This window comes from Kribbella capetownensis (genome assembly GCF_004331485.1).
In the GTDB taxonomy this organism is placed as follows: Bacteria; Actinomycetota; Actinomycetes; order Propionibacteriales; family Kribbellaceae; genus Kribbella; species Kribbella capetownensis.
The window spans coordinates 356729-378291 of the sequence record NZ_SJKD01000007.1 but is presented as its reverse complement, the minus strand read 5'-3'; the positions used below and the strand labels follow the sequence as shown (position 1 = coordinate 378291).

The 21563-nt window shown below is 68.7% G+C and carries 20 protein-coding genes; 14 read left to right on the top strand and 6 right to left on the bottom strand.

Features of this window, described 5'->3' with window-relative positions:
* The first annotated feature begins 45 nt into the window (after positions 1 to 45).
* A complete protein-coding gene (locus E0H75_RS29825) occupies positions 46 to 450 on the top strand; it encodes a hypothetical protein (protein WP_202873234.1) in 405 nt (134 codons plus the stop codon).
* 543 nt (positions 451 to 993) lie between these two features.
* Here the strand turns inward: E0H75_RS29825 and E0H75_RS29820 are convergent.
* Positions 994 to 1539 carry an alpha/beta hydrolase gene (locus E0H75_RS29820; RefSeq protein ID WP_131517006.1) on the bottom strand — a complete coding sequence of 182 codons (546 nt, stop codon included), beginning with the start codon at positions 1537 to 1539 and terminating at the stop codon, positions 994 to 996.
* Between the two features lie 72 nt (positions 1540 to 1611).
* On the opposite strand from E0H75_RS29820, the gene trpS reads away from it, so the two are divergent.
* The 3 genes from trpS to E0H75_RS29805 are packed head-to-tail and all read left to right on the top strand — an operon-like array spanning position 1612 to position 4299.
* On the top strand, positions 1612 to 2676 hold the full coding sequence (gene trpS, locus E0H75_RS29815) for a tryptophan--tRNA ligase (RefSeq protein ID WP_131517005.1): 1065 nt from the start codon (positions 1612 to 1614) through the stop codon (positions 2674 to 2676).
* Positions 2677 to 2684: 8 nt separating this feature from the next.
* The gene (locus E0H75_RS29810) at positions 2685 to 3197 is read left to right on the top strand and encodes a 2'-5' RNA ligase family protein (protein WP_131517004.1); all 513 of its coding nucleotides are present in this window, start codon (positions 2685 to 2687) and stop codon (positions 3195 to 3197) included.
* Positions 3198 to 3225: 28 nt separating this feature from the next.
* A complete protein-coding gene (locus E0H75_RS29805; protein WP_131517003.1) occupies positions 3226 to 4299 on the top strand; it encodes a YihY/virulence factor BrkB family protein in 1074 nt (357 codons plus the stop codon).
* Here the strand turns inward: E0H75_RS29805 and E0H75_RS29800 are convergent, their stop codons facing one another.
* Positions 4300 to 5436, bottom strand: coding sequence for a D-alanyl-D-alanine carboxypeptidase family protein (locus tag E0H75_RS29800; protein WP_131517002.1), 1137 nt, complete (start codon positions 5434 to 5436; stop codon positions 4300 to 4302).
* Positions 5437 to 5469: 33 nt separating this feature from the next.
* On the bottom strand, positions 5470 to 6444 hold the full coding sequence (locus tag E0H75_RS29795; protein ID WP_131517001.1) for a zinc metalloprotease: 975 nt from the start codon (positions 6442 to 6444) through the stop codon (positions 5470 to 5472).
* Positions 6445 to 6634: 190 nt separating this feature from the next.
* Between E0H75_RS29795 and E0H75_RS29790 the strand changes: the two genes are divergently transcribed.
* From E0H75_RS29790 to E0H75_RS29755, 8 genes are all read left to right on the top strand, one after another.
* Positions 6635 to 7993, top strand: coding sequence for a glutamine synthetase family protein (locus tag E0H75_RS29790; protein WP_238163346.1), 1359 nt, complete (start codon positions 6635 to 6637; stop codon positions 7991 to 7993).
* A complete protein-coding gene (locus tag E0H75_RS29785) occupies positions 7974 to 8693 on the top strand; it encodes a gamma-glutamyl-gamma-aminobutyrate hydrolase family protein (protein ID WP_131517000.1) in 720 nt (239 codons plus the stop codon). The genes E0H75_RS29790 and E0H75_RS29785 overlap by 20 nt, the downstream gene beginning before the upstream one ends.
* Positions 8690 to 10036 (top strand): aldehyde dehydrogenase family protein, encoded by a 1347-nt coding sequence (locus E0H75_RS29780; RefSeq protein ID WP_131516999.1) that lies wholly within the window; start codon positions 8690 to 8692, stop codon positions 10034 to 10036. Before E0H75_RS29785 ends, E0H75_RS29780 begins: the two co-directional genes overlap by 4 nt.
* Entirely contained in the window at positions 10037 to 10813 is a 777-nt protein-coding gene (locus tag E0H75_RS29775; protein WP_131516998.1) for a 3-oxoacyl-ACP reductase, read from the top strand.
* Positions 10814 to 10822: 9 nt separating this feature from the next.
* Positions 10823 to 11542 carry a FadR/GntR family transcriptional regulator gene (locus tag E0H75_RS29770; protein ID WP_131516997.1) on the top strand — a complete coding sequence of 240 codons (720 nt, stop codon included), beginning with the start codon at positions 10823 to 10825 and terminating at the stop codon, positions 11540 to 11542.
* 102 nt (positions 11543 to 11644) lie between these two features.
* Positions 11645 to 13177: an amino acid permease gene (locus tag E0H75_RS29765; protein ID WP_238163345.1), complete on the top strand. Its 1533-nt coding sequence runs from the start codon at positions 11645 to 11647 to the stop codon at positions 13175 to 13177.
* Between the two features lie 249 nt (positions 13178 to 13426).
* Entirely contained in the window at positions 13427 to 16183 is a 2757-nt protein-coding gene (locus tag E0H75_RS29760) for a helix-turn-helix transcriptional regulator (RefSeq protein WP_131516996.1), read from the top strand.
* A 333-nt stretch (positions 16184 to 16516) separates the two neighbouring features.
* Positions 16517 to 16747 carry an SCO4848 family membrane protein gene (locus tag E0H75_RS29755; protein WP_131516995.1) on the top strand — a complete coding sequence of 77 codons (231 nt, stop codon included), beginning with the start codon at positions 16517 to 16519 and terminating at the stop codon, positions 16745 to 16747.
* Here E0H75_RS29755 and E0H75_RS29750 read toward each other — a convergent pair.
* A complete protein-coding gene (locus E0H75_RS29750) occupies positions 16737 to 17540 on the bottom strand; it encodes a helix-turn-helix transcriptional regulator (RefSeq protein ID WP_131516994.1) in 804 nt (267 codons plus the stop codon). The genes E0H75_RS29755 and E0H75_RS29750 overlap by 11 nt on opposite strands.
* A 13-nt stretch (positions 17541 to 17553) precedes the next feature.
* Here E0H75_RS29750 and E0H75_RS29745 point away from each other — a divergent pair, with 13 nt between their 5' ends.
* Entirely contained in the window at positions 17554 to 18381 is an 828-nt protein-coding gene (locus tag E0H75_RS29745; protein WP_131516993.1) for a M55 family metallopeptidase, read from the top strand.
* Between the two features lie 251 nt (positions 18382 to 18632).
* Entirely contained in the window at positions 18633 to 19064 is a 432-nt protein-coding gene (locus E0H75_RS29740) for a DUF2000 domain-containing protein (RefSeq protein WP_131516992.1), read from the top strand.
* A 50-nt stretch (positions 19065 to 19114) separates the two neighbouring features.
* Here E0H75_RS29740 and E0H75_RS29735 read toward each other — a convergent pair whose 3' ends face one another.
* Together E0H75_RS29735 and sdhA are read right to left on the bottom strand one after the other, a co-directional pair.
* Positions 19115 to 19819, bottom strand: coding sequence for a succinate dehydrogenase iron-sulfur subunit (locus E0H75_RS29735; protein ID WP_131516991.1), 705 nt, complete (start codon positions 19817 to 19819; stop codon positions 19115 to 19117).
* Positions 19819 to 21561: a succinate dehydrogenase flavoprotein subunit gene (sdhA, locus tag E0H75_RS29730; RefSeq protein ID WP_131516990.1), complete on the bottom strand. Its 1743-nt coding sequence runs from the start codon at positions 21559 to 21561 to the stop codon at positions 19819 to 19821. Before sdhA ends, E0H75_RS29735 begins: the two co-directional genes overlap by 1 nt.
* Positions 21562 to 21563: the final 2 nt, after the last annotated feature.

The following is a 21563-nucleotide window of genomic DNA, read 5'->3' as shown; positions in this document are numbered from 1 at the left end:
CCCTTGTCGGTGGCTCGCCGTAGCCTCGAAGAGGGAGTGAGGGTGATGGAGTGGTTGGCTGTTCTGTTCTTGTTCTTGTTTCTGTGTGCGCTGCTCGACGCCTTGCTGCCGCACCCACGGCCGTCGCGCCTGCGGCGGTGGCTGCAGCTGTCGATCGAGCGCTTGATCGGGCGTCTTCGCCGTCCCCCGTGTGTTGAGGCCGACCCGTTCGACACCTTGTGGTTGCAGACCCGGCTCGGCCATCTGGCCGGCGAGATCAGGCGGATCGAGACCGCGCCCCGGATCTACGCGCGAGCCCACCGGTTGAAGGCCGCGGAAGCGGCGTACGACGACCTGCTCGACGAGGCCTGCCGGCTGGCCGGCGTGCAGGGGGAGGCAGAGCTGGAGCGCAGCGAGGAGAAGCGCTGGCTCGAGGAGCGGGAGCTGGCCTCGCGCGGCTGGTCCTGGTGACGCGCTGGCTGTACTCGATTATGAGGTTGGTAGCAGGGACCGCCAGGTCGATGCGGGGATGGTCTGGTTGGGGAGGTGCGCGAACTCGCCGGGGTGCGGACGTGGCGCACTCACCAACCTGCCTGTCGGGCGATCTCCATGTCCCGGGTGAGTGTGGCGATCTTGGCTCGCGGGTGGTTGGTGAGTGCTGCGGGTCCGCCCGTGACGCGACGGGCTGCGGTCGGGGTTTGCGTGTTCGGGGCGGGCCCGTGAACAGCTTGTCGTGACAGTGAACAGGTCGTGCCCTGTTCACGGCCCCCAGATCCTGTTCACCGCCCCAACGCCCCGCCCCCGACGCCCCGACCCCCCGACGCCAGGTAGCCACCATGCCGCCGCGACCTCGGGCACGGACCGACCACAACAACACGGTGGCGGGCGACTCGACCGCTACAACTGGTGGCCGGTGGCCGGCCGGTGCACAACGTCGTGGGTCTACGGCGGTGACGGGTCAGTGATGCAGGTCTGGCACGGAATAGTTCGCACCAACCTCCTGGCCGGGTACGGCTAGCGCCAGACGACCTGGTCGAGGAAGTCCTCCACCGCCGTCGCCACCTGCCCGAGGACGGCGGCCGATGCGGCGAGCCGGCCCGGGACGTACATCCCGTGGTCCGCGTCCGGCACCTCCAGCAGGTACGGCGTGAGTTCGCGCGCGAGGACGGGATCCCACAGCTTGTCCGCCGTACCGCCGACCAGCAGGAACGGCGCAGTGGACCGGCGCAACCCGTCGACCATCCAGGGGCTGCCCAGGTTCGGAGTCAGCCACACCGCCGGAAGAGCGCGCTCGGCGGCTAGGTGACAGGCATAACTGCCGAGTGACTTCCCGATCAGCAGGACCTCACCCTCGGTGCCTTCCAGCGCCCGCGTCGCCTGCGGCAGGACCCACGGCCCGCGCTCGTCGTCGGTCAGCGTCAAAGTCCGATCAGGCTCGTCCCACCACACGCGGATCACGTCTGCGCCCCGCTGCTCGGCGGCGTCGCCGGCGTACATGGGAAGGGGCGAGGCGGGACCGAACTGGCCGCCGGGCAGGACGACCACTGTGCGCGAAGTCATAGTCGCGAGTATATGAGTCCGCAGACCCGCCCCGGTGCCGGGTGGACTGAGGGCGCTGGCAGAATCGTGGGTATGTCTGTTGCTGCGTCTGACCCCTCCGCAGCCGGTTCCCAGCGTCGCCCTCGGGTGCTGTCCGGGATCCAGCCGACGGCGGACTCCTTCCATTTCGGCAACTACCTCGGGGCGTTGCGGCAGTGGGTGGCCCTGCAGGACGACCACGACGCGTTCTACTGCGTGGTGGACCTGCACGCGATCACGGTGGAGTACGACCCGAAGCAACTGCGGGAGCGGACCCGCCGCTCGGTCGCCCAGTTGCTGGCGGCCGGGATCGACCCGGAGCGGTCGACGCTGTTCGTCCAGTCACACGTGCCCGAGCACTCCCAGCTGAGCTGGGTGCTGGGCTGCATCACCGGATTCGGTGAGGCCAGCCGGATGACGCAGTTCAAGGACAAGTCCGCCAAGGGCGGCGCCGACCGCGCGACCGTCGGCCTGTTCACGTACCCGATCCTGCAGGCCGCGGACATCCTGATCTACCAGGCCGACCGGGTCCCGGTCGGCGAGGACCAGCGCCAGCACCTGGAGCTGACCCGGGACCTGGCGCAGCGGTTCAACCACCGCTTCGGCAAGACCTTCCGGCTGCCCGAGCCGCACATCGTCAAGGAGACCGCGAAGATCGCGGACCTGCAGGACCCGACCGCGAAGATGAGCAAGTCGAGCTCGTCGGCGGCCGGCATCATCGACCTGCTGGACGACCCCAAGGTGAGCGCGAAGAAGATCCGCTCCGCGGTCACCGACTCCGGCCGGGACGTGGTCTTCGACCCGGAGAACAAGGCCGGCGTGGCCAACCTGCTGACCATCTACTCCGCCCTCACCGGCCGCAAGATCAGCGAGCTCGAGGACGAGTACTCCGGCCGCGGGTACGGCGACTTCAAGAAGGACCTGGCCGAGGTGGTGGTCGAGTTCGTCACCCCGTTCCGGGAGAAGACACTCGGCTATCTCGACGACAAGGCGCAGCTGGACGCGATCCTGGCCGCCGGGGCGGAGCGGGCGCGCGCCGTCACCGAGCCGACCCTGCAGCGGGTGTACGACCGGCTGGGCTTCGTGCCCGGACCGGCACTCCGCGAGTCGGGCCGGTAGGGCCACGGATGGCGACGATCGGTGTCGCGATCCCGATCGCGGAGCCGTACGGCACGGAGCTGCAGAAGTTCCGCGCCGAGTTCGGTGATCCGATGGCCGCGTCGATCCCCACCCATGTGACCCTGCTGCCGCCGACCGAGGTGGAAGCGGCCGATCTCGCCCTCATCGACGACCACCTGCTCGAGGTCGCGGCCCGGTTCCCGAGCTTCCGGATCCGGCTCCGCGGTACGGCGACGTTCCGGCCGATCTCCCCGGTCGTGTTCGTCCCACTGGCCGAGGGCATCTCGTCCTGCGAGGTGCTGCAGTCGCAGGTCCGGTCCGGGCCGTTGCAGGTGGACCTGCGGTTCCCGTACCACCCGCACGTCACGGTGGCGCATGACCTGGACAAGGACGCACTGGACCGCGCGTACGACGCTCTGGCGGAGTACGACTGTGCGTTCGACGTGGACGCCTTCAGCCGGTATGAACACGGCGCGGACGGCGTGTGGCGCCCGCAACGGTCGTTCCCCCTGGCAGGCTGAGACTCCGTTACCGGGGTACAGGAGAAGTATGGGCGGCATCAAGAAGGCCTGGCGCTGGTTCAGCCGGACGCAGGTCTGGCGGGCCTGGCAGCGGTACGGCGACCGCCGGGGCAACCGGTTGGCGGGGGCAACGAGTTTCTTCGCGTTCCTGTCGCTGTTCCCACTGATCGTGCTGGCCGGGGCGATCGTCGGCTCGTTCCTCGGCCCGAAGGCGATCGAGGCGCTGAAGAACACCCTCGAGCACAGCCTGCCCGGGATCGCCGACCGGATCGACGTCGAGGCCCTGATCTCGCACGCCGGCACCATCGGTCTCATCTCGGCCGTCGGTCTGCTGTTCACCGGGCTCGGCTGGATCGACTCGCTGCGCGCCTCGATCCGGTCCATGCACGAGTTGGACGACCAGCCCGGCAACTTCGTCAAGCTGAAGCTCGCGGACGTCGGCGCGCTCGTCGGCCTCGGCGTGATCGGCCTGATCAGCACCAGCGCGTCCTCGATCCTGACCGGACTGTCGGCGCGCATCGTGGACGCCGCCGGTCTGGAGGGGTCCTGGCTGGCGAGCTGGGGCATCGACGGGGTCAGCATCGTGGTCGGCATCGGAGCCGGCGCGGTCCTGTTCCTCTATCTGCAGACCGCGCTGCCGCGCATCCTGCTGCCGCGCAAGGTCGCTCTGATCGCGGCGCTGGCCGGCGGCATCCTGTACTACCTCGCCCAGAAGCTCGGCAACCTCTACGTCACCCATGTCATCGGCACCAACGCGGCGTACGGCGCTCTGGCGTTGCCGCTGGCGCTGTTGGTGTGGATCTACCTGATGACCCGGGCCCTGATGGTCGTCGCGGCGTGGGCGAAGGAAGCCACCCTCGACATCGCTGCCAGGGAGGTGTCCGAGGAGGGCCGCCTCAGGATCGCCGAGGAGCCACTGCCGCCTGAGGTGTCCGTGCAGGAGCCTCTCCTGCCCGGACCGCCTGGGAAGCGCTACAAGGTAGTGCCAGTGCCTCAGAAGAAGGCGGACACGGTCTCTGTCGCCGCAGGGGCCGTGCTGGGCATTACCGCGGTGACTCTGGTGAGTCAGCTCGCCAAGGCGGCCCGTACGCTTCGCCGCTAGCTAATGTCGGCGTCTGCGGAGTGCTTTGGGGCGTCTGAGGAACAGGCCGAGCAGGAGAACGGGCGGGGCGGCGTACACCCAGGCCGGGACGCGGAAGGCGATCGACTGGACCGCCTGGCCGGGGTTGAGCACGGTCCGGCTGCGCGGCGGGTGCGCCGTACTGGTCCCTGTGGTGATCTTGCCCTCGGTGGTGCCGGTCTCGGCCTTCGGAGGCACCGCCGCGGCCGGTTTGACCAGCGTGCCGACCGGGTTGAGCTTGGTGTAGTTCCTGAAGGTCCAGGTGAGCAGGTTGCTCGCGTCCTCGGTGACGCCGTGCGGTGCGTTCATCAGCGTCACCACCAGCGTGTGGCCGTTGCGGCGGGCCGCGCCGATGAACGTGTTGCGGGCCAGCGTCGTGTAGCCGGTCTTGACGCCCAGGGCGCCGTCGTAGCTGAACAGCAGTTTGTTCTGGTTCGCGACCTGGTATGTGCCGCCCTTCCCGGCGTTCGGGAAGGCCGTGTACTTGGTCGAGGCGTACTTGGCGAAGTCCGGCCGGGCCAGGCCCGCCTGGGCGAACAGGGCCAGGTCGTACGCGCTGGAGAACTGACCGTCCGCGTCCAGACCGGTCGGGTCGGTCACGTGGGTGTCGTCCGCGCCGATCTCCTTGGCCTTCTGGTTCATCCGCTGGATCGTCGCCGGGATGCCGCCCTGGTCATGGGCGGCCAGCGCGTGCACGGCGTCGTTCCCGGAGGCCAGGAACATGCCCTGGAACAGCAGGTCGACCGTGTAGCGCAGTCCGGGATAGACGCCGACCTTGCTGCCGATGATGCCCGCGTCGGCATCCGTGCCGACGACCGGATCGGTCTTCTTCAGCCGCGGCAGCAGAACCAGGGCGGTGAGGGTCTTCAGCGTGCTCGCGGGCCGCAGCTTCGCGTGCGGCGCCTTCGCGACCAGTACGTCGCCGGTATCGATGTCGGCCACCACGTACGCCGATGCCTGGACAGCCGGCGGTGCCGCCCCGTCGGCGACGACCGTCGGCTTCGCGGTCAGCAGGTCGCCGCCGACCGGGGCTTGTGGGCCCTGGCCGGCGGCGGTCGCTGTCAGAGGTCCGGCGACCACCAGTGCGGTGGTTGCGCAGGCCGACAGAAGCAAACGCATCGGCGGCACTCTAGACGGCTTGGGGTCCCTGCGTCACGCCCGGTAGGCCGTCCACATGGTGCTGATGCGGCTGCTCTGGCCGGGAGTGAACTGGTTGTAGCAGGAGTCGTAGGAGTAATCCATGTAGTTGTGGATCGGGTCGAGACCGGGCAGCGAACACGAGTTCCGGCCGGTCGGGCAGCCGCTGCTGGCGCTGCTCTGGGCCGGCGTGTCGGACACCGAGTCGTTCGTGCTCGTGCAGCCGCCCTGGAAGGTGTGGTACAGCCCGAACCAGTGGCCCGCCTCGTGCGACGCGGTCTTGCCGAGGTTGAAGTTCGTCGCCGAACCACCCGGCAGCGAGCTGTACTGCACCCGGATGCCGTCGATCGACGGGCTGCTCTGGTAGTCCCACGGGAACGTCGCGATGCCGAGGTAGGAGAAGTCGACCAGCCAGATGTTCAGGGCGTTCTTGCCACCCTTGCGCGTTTGTGACCGGTACGTCGTGCTCTGGCCGTCGCGATGCCAGGTGTTGTTGTTGAACCGGTCGGTGCCGGCCAGGTAGAACGTGAAGCCGGTGTTCGCGGCCTGCGACGACTCGCCACCGGCGAAGTCCTGGTTCAGTTCGGCAATCTGCTGGTTGATCTGGGTCGCGGTGACGTCGCCGGCGCCGGTGCTGCTGCGCATCACGTGGAAGTAGACCGGAACGCTCGCCGCGGCCAGGGTGCCGGCCTTCGGCGTCAGGCCGCGGGCGGCCTTGGCCTTCAGGATCTGCGCGGTCTTGGCCTCGATCGACTGCTGCTCGGCCGCGGACAGGTCGCGGTGGTCGGCACCGAACCCACCACGGGCCGCGGGACCGTCGGCCGGGGTGAGACACGGGTTGCCGACCTGGTCGACCGGCAGTTGGGCGGTCGCCTGACCTCCGAGTGGGCTGAACGCGAGCGCCGTACCGGCCAGCAGAACGGCCAGGGCGCGGGGGCGGGTGACGAACCGACCGGGGCGGTGGGGCAGGGAAGGTATCGAAGATCGCATAGCGGTCCTCCAGGATCGGGCCGCTTGGGCGGTGCGGCCGAATTCCCCGATTTTCCGCACGGTCCTGCCATCTGCCCAGACCCCGAAGTGTCACGGCACCACCGCGCCGCAGCCAGGCCACAGCATTGACAGGATCGCATGGGCTTGAGTCAATGGACTGGGGGCAGACCAATAGATCCGAGGAGTGGACGTGGCTGCTGGCAGGATTCGGGTGCAGGAGTTGCGGGACCTGGTCGGGTCCGGGCGGGTCGACACGGTGCTGGTGGCGATCACGGACATGCAGGGGCGGTTGCAGGGGAAGCGCTGTGGCGCGCGGTACTTCCTGGAGGAGGTGCTGAGGCACGGGACCGAGGGGTGCAACTACCTGCTGGCGGTCGACGTCGACATGAACACCGTGGACGGGTACGCCATGTCGTCCTGGGAGCGTGGGTACGGCGACCTGATGATGGCTCCCGACCTGGACACGCTGAGACTCATCCCGTGGCTGGAAGGGACCGCGATGGTCCTCTGCGACGTGCAATGGCTCGACGGCACTCCGGTGGTCGCATCACCACGCCAGGTCCTCCGCGCGCAACTCGACCGCCTCGCCGCCATGGGTCTCAAGGCGTACGTCGGCACCGAGCTCGAGTTCATGGTCTTCGACGACACCTTCGAATCGGCCTGGGACAAGCGCTACCGCGACCTGGTCCCGGGCAACCAGTACAACGTCGACTACTCCCTCCTCGGCACCTCCCGGGTCGAACCGCTGCTGCGCGACATCCGCAACGGCATGACCGGCGCCGGCCTGTACGTCGAGTCCGCCAAGGGCGAATGCAACTTCGGCCAGCACGAGATCGCCTTCCGGTACGACGAGGCGCTCGTCACCTGCGACAACCACTCGATCTACAAGACGGGTGCGAAGGAGATCGCGGCGAAACACGGCAAAAGCCTCACGTTCATGGCGAAGTACGACGAACGCGAGGGCAACTCGTGCCACATCCACCTGAGCTTCCGGTCCGCCGCGGGAGACGCCGTACTGGCGGGTGATCGGGAGCACGGGTTCTCCGAGTTGATGGAGCGCTTCATCGCCGGTCAGCTCGCCTGCCTGTCCGAGTTCACCTACCTGCTCGCGCCGAACATCAACTCCTACAAGCGCTTCGTCCGTGGCAGTTTCGCGCCGACGGCGGTCGCCTGGGGCCTGGACAACCGGACCTGCTCGCTCCGCGTGGTCGGCCACGGCGACTCGCTCCGGGTGGAGAACCGCCTCCCCGGCGGCGACGTGAACCCGTACCTGGCCGTCGCCGCGATCATCGCCGCCGGCCTGCACGGGATCGAGAACGAACTGGAGCTCGAGCCCTTGCTGGAGGGCAACGCGTACGACTCCGGCAAGCAGCACGTGCCGGCCACGTTGCGCGAGGCGGCCGCGCTGTTCACCGGCTCGAAGATCGCCCGCGACGCGTTCGGCGAGGAGATGGTCGACCACTACGCCAACGCCGCTCGCGTCGAGCTCGACGCGTACGACGCCGCCGTCACCGACTGGGAGCGCATCCGTGGCTTCGAACGCCTGTAGGTCACGACCCCGCATCGGCATCACGACGTACCTCGAGCCTGCCGCCTGGGGGATCTGGCAGCGCGAAGCCGCCCTCCTCCCGCGCGCCTACCTCGACGGCGTCGTCGCGGCCGGAGGCGTACCGCTGCTGTTGCCGCCGGTCGGTACCGACCCGAGCGTCCTCGACGTTCTCGACGGCCTGATCGTCTCCGGTGGCTGCGACGTCGACCCTGCCTCGTACGACGCCACGCCGCATCCGGAGACGGTCGACACCAGGCCGGGCCGGGATGAGCACGAGCGTGTCCTGATCCAGGCCGCACTCGACCGGGATCTGCCGCTGCTGGCGATCTGCCGCGGCCTGCAGATGCTCAATGTCACGCTGGGTGGGACGCTGCATCAGCACCTGCCGGACGTCGTCGCGCACGAGGCGCATCGACCGGAGGCGGCGGTGTTCGGCACCACCGAGGTCAAGGTCGAGCCTGACACTCTCACCGCCGGCATCCTGGGCGAGCAGACCGAGGTCCGCTGCTACCACCACCAGGCCATCGACGTACTGGCGCCGAGCCTCACGCCCACGGCCCGCGCCGGCGACGGAACCGTCGAAGCGGCCGAGGCGCCGGACCACAGTTTCGTCGTCGGCGTGCAGTCGCACCCGGAGGAGAACCTCGACGACCTGCGGCTGTTCGCCGCCCTGATCGCCGCCGCGAGGAGCCGTTCATGACGTACGACGTGATCAACCCGGCCACCGAGAAAGTGGTTCGCACCATCGCCTTGGCCACTGAGCAGGAGACGGACGCGGCGATCGCCAGAGCCGCGGAGGCCTTCCACACTTGGCGAAACGTCGCCCCGGCGGATCGCGGCCGGCTGCTGCGCCGCTTCGCCGACGCGGTGGACGCCGACCTGGAGAACCTTGCCGCGTTGGAGATCGAGAACGCCGGTCACACCATCGGCAACGCCCGCTGGGAAGCGGGCAACGTCCGCGACGTGCTGACCTACTACTCGGCAGCCCCGGAACGCCTGTTCGGCCAGCAGATTCCCGTTGCCGGAGGCATCGATATCACTTTCCAGGAACCGCTCGGCGTGGTCGGCGTGATCGTGCCGTGGAACTTTCCGATGCCGATCGCCGGCTGGGGTTTCGCTCCCGCCTTGGCCGCCGGAAACACCGTCGTACTGAAGCCGGCCGAGCTGACCCCGCTGACCGCGATCCGGCTCGGCGAGCTCGCGCTCGAGGCGGGACTGCCCCCGGGCGTGTTCGAAGTCGTGCCGGGCAAGGGAACGGTGGTCGGGCAACGGTTCGTCACGCATCCCGCCGTTCGCAAGGTGGTCTTCACCGGGTCGACCGTGGTCGGCAAGCAGATCATGGCCGGCTGTGCGGACCAGGTGAAGCGGGTGACGCTGGAGCTCGGCGGGAAGTCGGCCAACATCGTGTTCGCGGATGCGGATCTGGACAAGGCCGCGGCCCAGGCGCCGTACGGCGTGTTCGACAACGCCGGCCAGGACTGCTGCGCGCGATCGCGGATCCTGGTCGAGCGGTCGGCGTACGACCGGTTCCTGGAGTTGCTGGAGCCGGCGGTGAAGGGGTTCCGCGTCGGTGACCCCAGCGATCCACAGACAGAGATGGGGCCTTTGATCTCCAGGGCTCAGCTCGAGCAGGTCGCGTCGTACGTCGACAATCCTGCGATCCAGGGGACCGCGCCGACCGGGCCTGGGTTCTGGTTTCCGCCGACTGTTCTTGCGCCCGCGAGTGATCGGGCCGTGCGGGAGGAGATCTTCGGGCCGGTGGTGGCGGTGATCCCGTTCGAGGACGAGGCCGACGCGGTGCGGATCGCGAACGATTCGGAGTACGGACTGTCCGGCTCGATCTGGACGCGTGACACCGGTCGTGCGCTGCGCGTCGGCCGTGGTGTCGAGGCGGGCAACCTCTCGATCAACTCGAACTCGTCGGTGCGGTACTCCACACCGTTCGGCGGCTACAAGCAGTCCGGGCTCGGCCGTGAGCTCGGCCCGGACGCGCTCGACGCGTTCACCGAGACCAAGAACATTTTCATCTCCACGGAGGACTGAATGGATGTCAAGGCACACCGGCTGGAGGGCCGGGTCGCGGTGGTCACCGGCGGTGCGAGCGGGATCGGCCTGGCCACGGTACGACGCCTTGCCGCCGAAGGGGCCAAGGTCGTGATCGGCGATGTCGACCCGGCCGCCGGGAAGGCCGCCGCGGACGAGGTCGGCGGGCTGTTCGTGGCCACCGACGTGACCGACCAGGTCGCGGTCGAGAACCTGTTCCGCCAGGCCTACGACACGTACGGCAGCGTGGACATCGCGTTCAACAACGCGGGCATCTCGCCGCCCGAGGACGCGTCGATCCTGGACACCGGACTGGAGGCGTGGCGCAGGGTGCAGGAGGTCAACCTGACCTCGGCGTACCTGTGCTGCAAGGCCGCGATCCCTTATATGCAACGACAGGGCCGCGGCTCGATCATCAACACCGCGTCGTTCGTCGCCGTGATGGGCGCGGCGACCTCGCAGATCTCGTACTCCGCGTCGAAGGGCGGCGTACTGGCGATGAGCCGTGAGCTCGGGGTCGAGTTCGCGCGGCAGGGGATCCGGGTCAACGCGCTCTGCCCGGGGCCGGTGAACACACCGCTGCTGACCGAGTTGTTCGCGAAGGACCCGGAGCGGGCGCAGCGGCGGTTGGTGCACGTGCCGATGGGCCGGTTCGGTGAGCCGGAGGAGATCGCGGCCGCGGTCGCCTTCCTGGCCAGCGACGACTCTTCGTTCATCACCGCCAACACGTTCCTCGTGGACGGCGGAATCTCGGCCGCCTACGTCACTCCGCTCTAGGGTGTGCTCATGGTTGCCCAGGCAGACGACGCGGTGTTCCGGCCGGTCCGGACCGGCAACCCGTTCGAGGAGACCGTCGAGAGGTTGCTACAGGCAATCAAGCTCGGCGTCGTCGTGCCTGGCGACCGGCTCCCGTCCGAGCGCGACCTGGCCGCCCGGCTGAACGTCAGCCGGGTCACCCTGCGCGAGGCGATCCACGCGCTCACCGAGGCCGGGTACGTCGAGTCCCGGCGCGGACGGTACGGCGGCACGTTCGTCAACGCACAGTTGCCGAAACCCCGTCGTACGCCGGCCAAACGGCTCGCCCGCGAACTGGGCGACGGGCTGGAGGACGCCCTGGTACTGCGCTCCGCCTTGGAGACCGGGGCAGCGGAAGCGGCGGCGGAGCGTGCGTTGAGCGAGGCCGAGCAGGAGCACCTCCGGCGTTGTCTTGCGGAGACATCGGGCGCCAAGTTGTCCGACTACCGCCGCTTCGACTCGCGGCTGCATCTCGCGATCGCGGAGGTCTCCGGCTCGCCGTCACTGACGTCGGCGACCGCGGACGTCCGGATGCGGCTGAACGAGTTGCTCGACGCGATCCCTTTGCTGGAACGCAATCTGCGGCACTCCAACGAACAGCACGAGGCGATCGTCGCGGCCATCCTGGCCGGCGACCCGCCGGCCGCCCGGCAGGCCATGCAGGAGCACCTGTCCGGCACCGCCACCTTGCTGCGCGCGTTTCTCGCCTGACTCCTTGACAGCCGGTGGTGCCGATGTCACCTTGGGCAAAGGTCCAGGGGAAGACCATTAGCCCTCTCGAGTTCTGCCCGCCGCGTCGCCGAGGAGGACCCCGTGAGCCAGGACAAGACCGAGCCCGCCGGCACGACCGACGACGAGCAACGCCTGCACCAACTGGGCTACGCCCAGGAACTGTCCCGGACCATGTCCGGGTTCTCCAACTTCGCGGTGTCGTTCACGATCATCTCGATCCTGTCCGGCTGCCTGACCCTGTACGGGTTCGGGATGAACACCGGCGGCCCGGTGATGATCGTCTGGGGCTGGCCGTTCGTCGGACTGATGACCCTGTTCGTCGGACTGGCGATGGCGGAGGTGTGCTCGAGTTACCCGACCGCCGGCGGGCTGTACTACTGGGCCGCCAAGCTCGCGCCGTCGAACGGCCCGGCCTGGTCCTGGTTCACCGGCTGGTTCAACTTCCTCGGCCAGGTCGCGGTGACCGCCGGCATCGACTTCGGTGCGGCCTTCTTCCTGAACGCGTTCCTCGACCTACAGTTCGGCTTCAGCGCGACACCCGGCCACACCATCCTGCTGTTCGGCCTGATCCTGCTCGTGCACGGGCTGCTGAACTCGTTCGGCGTACGGCTGGTCGCGCGGTTGAACGACATCAGCGTCTGGTGGCACATCGTCGGCGTGCTGTTCATCGTCGGCGCGCTGGCGATCGCGCCGGACCACCACCAGTCGGCCAGCTTCGTGTTCGGTCATTTCGTCAACAACACCGGCTGGAGTTCCACCTTCTACGTCGCCATCCTCGGCCTGCTGCTGGCGCAGTACACCTTCACCGGGTACGACGCCTCCGCGCACATGACCGAGGAGACCCACGACGCGGCCCGGTCGGGTCCGCGCGGCATCGTGATGTCGATCCTGGTGTCGCTCGCGGCCGGGTGGGTGCTGCTGATCGGGCTGACGTTCGCGATCCAGAGCTATGACGGTGCGCTCGACAGCAGCACCGGCGTACCGCCCGCGCAGATCTTCATCGACGCGGCCGGCGTGGTGCTCGGGAAGATCCTGCTGCTGGTCGTGATCGGTGCGCAGTTGTTCTGCGGGATGTCGTCGGTGACCGCGAACTCGCGGATGATCTACGCGTTCTCCCGCGACGGCGCGCTGCCCGGGTCGAGGTTCTGGCACCGGATCAACCACCGGACCCGGACACCCACGAACGCGATCTGGCTCGCGGCCGGCGGCGCCTTCGTGCTCGGGCTGCCGTACCTGTGGAACGCGACGGCGTACGCCGCCGTGACCTCGATCGCCGTGATCGGTCTGTACATCGCGTACGTGCTGCCCACGCTGCTCCGGCTGCTGCAGGGCGACCGCTTCCAGCCCGGGCCGTGGACGCTGGGCCGCTGGAGCAAGCCGATCGGCATCATCGCGATCGTCTGGGTCGCGTTCATCACGATCCTGTTCATGCTGCCCCAGGTCAGTCCGGTCAGCGGCAGCACGTTCAACTACACGCCGATCGCAGTCCTGGTCGTGCTCGGTTTCGCCGCGATCTACTGGTTCGCCTCGGCCCGGCACTGGTTCACCGGGCCGAAGGTCCAGGGCACCGAGGAGGAGCTCGCCGCCATCGAGCGCGACCTCGAATCGATCTGATCGTCGGCTGGACACGCCTGCGGCTGGGTACCGGACCAGGTACTCAGCCGCAGGCGTGTCCTTTGTCTACAACGTCGGGGTGGGCGATCCGTGCCCCGGCACCATCGTGCCGCCTGACTGCTCGGATCTGGGCAGCGTCGGGTGACAGGATGGTGACGGGATGGTTTCCTCATGTGACACTCGCCGTGTCGTCCGGTCATTGACTGTGATAATCGGCGAGGGTAATCCTTCGAGGAGTATGTGGGATCGATGACTGACGACGAGCTGGTCGGGCGCGCCGGGCTGGTCGAGCGTGCGAAGAAGCAGCTCGAGACCAGCGGCAGCGTGCTGCTCTACGGCCCGACCGGGATCGGCAAGTCAGCCCTCGGCCGCGCTTTGGTCGCCGACCGCACCCGCGCTGGGTGCCGTGTCCTGAGCGCCGCCCCATCCCAGAGCGAAGCCGGGCTCCCGTACGTCACCCTCCTCGACCTGCTGTCCAACCAGCTCGAGCTGGCCTGGACTGTGCTGCCCGACCACCTCCGCCAGCCGCTCGAGGTCGCCCTGCTGAAGGCCAGCGCCCCCGACACGGTTCGTGACGAGCTGGCCGTGCGCCTCGCCGTACTGCATGTGCTGCGCCGCCTCGCGGCCAATGGGCCCGTGCTGCTGGTCGTCGACGACATCCAGTGGGTGGACCCGTCCAGCCTGGAGGTGCTGACGTTCTGCGCCCGCCGGCTGTCCGAGGGCGTACACATGCTCGCCACCGAGCAGGTGGCCGACGGCGACCTGCCGATGATGGCCGAGGCCTGTCCGGAGCCGGTGCTCCAGCTGGAGGTTCCGCCGCTGACCGAGCCGGATGTGCTCGGTCTGCTGCGTCAGAGGCTCTCCAGCCCGCTGCCTGTGCGTACGGCTCGCCGCATCTTCACCGCGAGCGCCGGCAACCCGTTCATGGCGCTGGAGCTCGGCCGGGCCGTACTGCGGCATCCGCAAGGCGTCTCGCCGAACGATCCGCTTCCGGTGTCGAGCCGGCTCAAGACACTGCTCGGCGACCGGCTGTCCGACCTGACTGCCTCCGCGCACGAGCTCTTGCTGCACGCGGCCTCGTCGCCGCGGCCGACCACGGCTCAGCTGGCGCAGTCCCTCGGTCGGCCGATCGACACCGAGCTGGCAGAGGCCGAGTCGCTCGGGCTGATCGACGTGTCTTCCGAGCGACTGCGGTTCGCGCACCCGTTGCTGCGGGAGTTCGTGTACGCCGAAGCCACCTCGGCAGCTCGTCGTCAGGCCCACGCTCAGCTGGCCGCAGTGGTCGGCGAGCCGGTCGAGAACGCGACCCACCGCGCCCTGGCCACCCAGGAGGCCGACGCGGAGCTGGCTGGTGCCATCGAAGAGGCCGCTGCCGTCGCTGCCGGTCGGGGTGCGCCGGGAGCCGCCGCGACGCTGTGGCGACTGGCGGCCGAGCGCACGCCGTCCAGCCTGCCGGACGAGCGTGCTCGCCGCCTGACCCGGGCCGCTGATGATGCCGCGGCCGCCGGGCATCTCGCGGAGTCGGCTGAGATGGCGCGTATCGCCGTACAGGTTGCTACTGCGCCGGAGACCAAGGTGCCGGCGCTGTTGCTGCTCGTGGATGCCGCGTGGCCTGATCCGGATCGGCGCGGCGAGATCCTCACCGAGGCGTTCGAGGCCTCGGTCGGGGACCAGCGGCTCGAGGCTCGGGTGCGGATCATGCGCAGCCACAGCAAGTACTTCGACCGCCGGCTGGACGAGGCACAGGAGGACGCACGGGTTGCGGAGGGCCTGGCGCGGGAGAGCGGCGACACCGAGGCGCTGGTGGACGCGTTGAGCGCGGCCAGTTCGGTGCTGATGTCGCGGGACGCGAAGCAGACCGCGGACGCTTTACTGCAGCAGGCCGCCGAGCTTGCCCTCGACCTGCCGCTCACCAAGACCGTGGTGAATGCCCGGCAGATGGCGGCGATGCGGGAGTTGTTCTGCGGCCGCACCGACGAGGCGATCACGGCGATCAGCTCGCTCGTCGACGAGGTGCGCGACGGCGGCGCGATTCGGTGGCTGGCGTCGGTGCTGATCTCAGCCACCGCGATCTACGAGCGCAGCGGGCGTGGAGCGGATGCGCTCGCGGCCGGTCACGAGTGCTACCAGCTGATGCAGGACATCGGCGAAGAGGCCGAGGTCGGCATGATCATCGCCAGCCGCGCGGAGTGGGCCGGCGGTACGGCGGCCATGGGCCGACAGCTCGCGGAGGCGGCGCTGGAAGGTGTCCGCCTGGTCGGCAACGACGAATGGACCGGGCCGGCGCTGGCCAGTCTCGGGCTGATCGGCGTACTGACGGGTGATCCGCAGCGGGCGGTGGAGGCGTTCGACGCGATCGCGGACTCGGGTGAGGCGGCGATGCCGTTCGACCCGGCGGTGATCCCGTGGCACGCGGACTACGCCGAGGCGCTGGTCGCGGCGGGCCGGTTGGACGATGCGGCGGCGCTGATCGCGGACATCCGGGCGCGGGCCGAGACGCTGGATCGTGCGGTGATCCGGGTCGGCCTGGCGCGGTCGGAGGCGTTGCTGGTCGCGAAGCAGGGCGATCCGGCGGCGGCGCTCGATCTGCTCGAGGAGACGATCGGTACGGCGGGCGATCGCGTCTACCCGCTGGACCTGGCCCGGTGTGAGCTCACCCGCGGGCGGGTGGCCCGGCAGGCGCGCCGGCGATCGGTCGCGCGGACGGCGTTCCTGGACGCGATCGAGCAGTTCGAGGCGTACGGCGCCCCCGCGTGGCGCGAGGTGGCCGAGACCGAGCTGGCCCGCCTCGACGTCCCGAGCCGCAGCCGCCAGCCGTCCGAACTCACCGACAACGAGCAGCAGATCGTCGCCATGGTCCGCGACGGCTCCACCAACCGCGAGATCGCCGCCGCGCTCTACCTGTCGGTCAAGGCCGTCGAGTCCCAACTGACCCGCCTCTACCGCCGATTCGGCGTCGCCAACCGCACCCAACTCCTCCGCATGGTGGACCGCCCGCACGGCTGAGTCCGCCCGCCCGGCTCAGCTCCTCCGCATGGTCGCCTGCCACGGCCGGACGCGCAGCACTCACCAACGCTCGCGACATCGGAGGCTCCACGCTCAGCGAGGTGGGATCTGCGCTCTTCTCGGCGGGTTGATGAGTGCCCCAGGTCCGCCTCCCGCAGGGAAACCCTTGATGTGACCCGTGGGTAAGTTGGATCGCTTGCCGCCGCGCCGGCCATGAACCAAGGTCGATGACAGGAGCTCGCCCCTCGGGCGGGGCGGCCGAGTGAGGCGCGGCCGCCCCGCTTCGCCGAAGGCGGACTTCGGGGACTGTCGACGACCAGGGACAATGGACCGGTGAAACTCGAACGCAAGCACGCGCTGGTCCTGCTCGGCATCGCGGTCTGGAACGTCGTCACCTACGTGACGTTCATCAAGAACCTGGCCGCCACCGAGGGCCGTCCGACCGGGTACTACGTCGCCCACACCATCCTGATCGTGGTCAACCTGCTGATCGCCGCCCTGCTCGGCACCTGGGGTGTCCGCGCCTACAAGGCCTCCCGCGCGGAGCAGAAGGTCAACGCCTGACGAAGCTCGCCGGCGTCACTCCGAGCATCTTGCGGAAGTGCCGGTTCAGGTGGGACTGGTCGTAGAACCCGGCCAGCGTCGCCACGTCCGCGGGCGGATGCCCATCGAGCAGGTAGCGCCGGGCCAGGTCGACCCGCCGCCCGGTCAGGTATCGATGCGGTGGCATCCCGAACTCCCGGCTGAACGCCCGGACCAGATGCGCCGGATGTGCATGCACCAACTTCGACGCGTCGTCCAGCGTGATCCCGGCCGGCACGTTCGCGTCCAGTACGTCGCGGAGCCGCGCCGCGATCCCCGGATCCCGCTGATCGGGTGGGTCGAGCACGTTCCGCTGCAGGTGCTGCCGCAGCCGCTCCTCGATCAGCGTCAGCCGGCTCTGCGCCTCCAGGTCCTCCCGTCCGTCCAGCAGTACGCCGTGCAACTGGTGCAAACGGTGCCGCAGCAGCGGGTCGACGTACTCGGGCTGGTCCACGGCCGCACCGATCAGGTCGCGGCCGAGCCGCTCGGGCTTCAGGTACAGCACGCGCTTGCGGAAGCCCTCGGGCCGGACCGAGCGGCCGTCGTGCGGGACGTTCGGCGGCAGCAGTGAGACCTGTGCCTGGGCCAGCCCGTGCTCGCGGTGGTCCAGGTCGTACCTCACGACGCCCTCGTCCACGATCAGCACGGTCCACGCGTCGTGCGTGTGGCTCGGGTACGCATGGGAGGGGAAGTGCGCGTGCAGGACCTCGACGACGCCGCTCAGCTCGGGCCGCCACGCCTTGACCTCGGCGCCACCGCTCACAGTCAAGAACATACGCTTGCGTCCCGTGAAGGCTTACATCAGCGCGGACATGGAGGGCATCACCGGACTGGTCGACGCGGAGGACGTCCAGCCGCCGGGCCGGGACTACGAGCGTGGCCGGGTGATGATGACCGAGGACGTGAATGCCGCCATCCGTGGTGCGTACGCCGCCGGTGCGACCGCCGTACTGGTCAACGACGCCCACGGCCCGATGCGCAACCTGCTGCCGGACCTGCTCGACCCGCGCGCCACGCTGATCAAGGGCCGCCCGAAGCCGATGGGCATGATGGAGGGCCTCACCAGCGCGTACGACGCTGTCCTCTGCGTCGGGTATCACGCGCGAGCCGGGGTGCTCGGCGTTCTCAGCCACAGCTTCATGGGCCACGAGATCGAGGACATCTGGCTCGACGATCAGGTCACCGGTGAGATCGGCCTCTTCCACGCCGGGGCTGCGGCGTACGGCGTACCGGTCGCGATGCTGACTGGTGACGACACTGCCTGCGCGGAGATGAGTGCTTGGGATGCCGGCGTACGCACGGTCGCCGTCAAACAAGCCAAGGACCGCTTCGCCGCCCAACTGGTCCCGGTCCTCGAGGCCCGCGCCGCGATCGAATCCACCACCACCGAGGCGCTCCGTGCTCTCCCAACCGTCGCCGCACCGTCCCCAACCCGCCGCCTGACCGTCCGCTGGCAGTCCGCGTCCGTCGCCTCTCACCTGACCGGCCTCCCCGGCGTGGCCCGGCGCGACGACCGCACCGTCACAGTCGAAGCCGACATGCTCACCCTCTACCGCCTCTTCAACCTCTTCCTCCGAGTAGCCACCGCAGTAACCTCCAACCCCCCGTACTGCTGACCACCCGCGAAAGGACACCGTCTCCGGCGGCGCATCCCCCTCTGTCCACACGACCGAGGTGATGCGAGGGGACAACCAGCGCATGTGTCGACGTTAGGCAACGAGTGTCCGCAACAGCAGGACGTGACAACTCCAAGGGTTGGAGATCCACCTGAAGTGCGCCGTGCTCGCCGTACCGAGTGCGCCAGGGCCGGTCGTACAGGTGAAGAACGTACAAGACCGGGGGACGGGTGGGGCGGGACTGTGGGGGTGTGGACAGTGCGAATGAGCCGATCAGGTTCGAGACGAAGATTGCGGTGTTGTTGCGGGAGGATTTGGCGGTCTGGCAGCGGTTGAATGTGGCCGCGTTCCTGGTGAGCGGGATTGCGGGGACTCGGGCTGAGGTGGTGGGGGAGCCTTATGAGGATGCCGATGGGGTGAAGTACTTGCCGATGTTTCGGCAGCCGGTGTTGGTGTTCGAGGGGTCCAAGGAGTTCATGGCGACCGCACACCGGCGGGCGTTGCAGCGTGGGATCGAGCATTCGGTGTTCACTCAGGAACTGTTTGCTACTGGCAACGATCGGGACAACCGGGCGGCCGTGAAGGCGGTTGCGACCGAGGAACTCGACCTGGTCGGGATCGCCCTCTACGGGCCGAAGAACGCCGTCGACAAGACCCTCAAGGGCGCCCACATGCACCCGTGAGCTAGCACGACGGATGGGGGACAGAGGTTGGTTGGTGAATGTGAGCTAGCTCACACCCGGCGGAAGATCAGCGCGCGCTTGACCTCCTGGATCGCCTTGGTGACCTCGATGCCGCGCGGGCAGGCGTCGGTGCAGTTGAAGGTGGTCCGGCAGCGCCAGACGCCTTCCTTGTCGTTCAGGATCTCCAGCCGCTGCTCGGTGCCCTCGTCGCGGCTGTCGAAGATGAACCGGTGCGCGCCGACGATCGCCTGCGGGCCGAAGTACTGGCCGTCGGACCAGAACACCGGGCAGGACGTCGTACAGGCGGCGCAGAGGATGCACTTGGTGGTGTCGTCGAAGCGGTCCCGGTCGGCCTGCGACTGGATCCGCTCCCGGGTCGGCTCGTGGCCGCTGGTGACCAGGAACGGCATCACCGCGCGGTACGCGTCGAAGAACGGCTCCATGTCGACGACCAGGTCCTTCAGCACCGGCAGGCCCTTGATCGGCTCGACGGTGATCTCCTTCTCCGGGTTCAGGTCCTTGATCAGCGTCTTGCAGGCCAGCCGGTTGCGGCCGTTGATCCGCATCGCGTCCGAGCCGCAGACGCCGTGCCCACAGGACCGCCGGAAGGTCAGCGTGCCGTCCTGCTCCCACTTGATCTTGTGCAGCGCGTCCAGCACCCGGTCGGTCGGCTGCAGCGTGACCGAGTAGGTCTTCCACTCGGCCTCGTCGACGACCTCCGGGTTGTACCGCAGGATCTTGACCTTGACGTCCATCAGTACTTGCGCTCCATCGGCTTGTAGCGGGTCTGCACGACCGGCTTGTAGTCCAGCCGGATGTTCACGTTGCCTTCGGCATCGAGCTCGCGGTAGGCCATCGTGTGCCGCATGAAGTTGACGTCGTCGCGGGTGGCGTAGTCCTCCCGGAAGTGACCGCCGCGGGACTCCTTGCGGGCCAGCGCGGACACCACCAGCACCTCGGCCAGGTCGAGCAGGAAGCCGAGCTCGACCGCCTCGAGCAGGTCGGTGTTGAACCGCTTGCCCTTGTCCTGCACGCCGACCGAGGCGAACCGCAGCTTGAGCGCCTCGATGTCGACCAGCGCCTGCTTCAGCGAACCCTCGGTCCGGTACACCTGCGCGTTCAGGTCCATCGTCGCCTGCAGGTCGGACCGGATCGCCGCGATCCGCTCCTCGCCGGTGGAGTTGCGCAGCCCTTCGACCAGTTCGACGACGTACGCCGAGGGGCTGTCCGGCAACTCCTCGAAGACGGCGGTGGCGGCGTACTCCGCGGCCGCGATACCCGCCCGCCGGCCGAACACGTTGATGTCGAGCAGCGAGTTCGTGCCCAGGCGGTTCGCGCCGTGCACGGACACGCAGGCGACCTCACCCGCGGCGTACAGACCCGGGATCACGTCGTCGTTGGTGGCCAGCGCCTCGCCCTTGATGTTGGTCGGGATGCCGCCCATCGCGTAGTGCGCGGTCGGGAACACCGGGATCTGCTCGGTGTACGGCTCGACGCCCAGGTACGTCCGGGCGAACTCCGTGATGTCGGGCAGCTTCGCGTCGATGTGCGCGGGCTCCAGGTGGGTCAGGTCGAGCATCACGTACGCGCCGTCCGGACCGCAGCCGCGGCCCTCGCGGACCTCGTTGGCCATCGCCCGGGCGACCATGTCCCGCGGGGCCAGGTCCTTCACGGTCGGGGCGTACCGCTCCATGAACCGCTCGTTGTCCTTGTTCCGCAGGATCCCGCCCTCGCCACGCGCAGCCTCGGACAGCAGTACGCCGAGGCCGGCCAGGCCGGTCGGGTGGAACTGGAAGAACTCCATGTCTTCCAGCGGCAGGCCCTTGCGCCAGACGATGCCCATTCCGTCGCCGGTCAGCGTGTGCGCGTTGGACGTGGTCCGGAACACCTTGCCGAAGCCACCGGAGGCGAAGATCACCGACTTGCCCGAGAACACGTGCAGCTCGCCGGTGGCCAGCTCGTAGGCGACCACACCGCTGGCCTTGCCGTCGGTCATCAGCAGGTCGAGAACGTAGTACTCGTTGAAGAATTCGACGTTCTGCTTGATGCACTGCTGGTACAGCGTCTGCAGGATCATGTGGCCGGTGCGGTCCGCCGCGAAGCAGGACCGGCGGACGACGGCCTCACCGTGGTTGCGGGTGTGGCCGCCGAAGAACCGCTGGTCGATCTTGCCCTCGGCGGTCCGGTTGAACGGCAGGCCCATCTTCTCCAGGTCGAGTACGGCGTCGACCGCCTCGCGGCACATCACCTCGGCCGCGTCCTGGTCGACCAGGAAGTCGCCACCCTTGACCGTGTCGAAGGTGTGCCACTCCCAGTTGTCCTCCTCGACGTTGGCCAGCGCGGCGCACATGCCGCCCTGGGCCGCGCCGGTGTGCGACCGGGTCGGATAGAGCTTGGTGAGCACCGCGGTCCGGGTCCGCTTGCTGGACTCCAGGGCGGCGCGCATGCCCGCTCCACCCGCGCCGACGATGATCACGTCGTACCGATGCTGTTGCATAA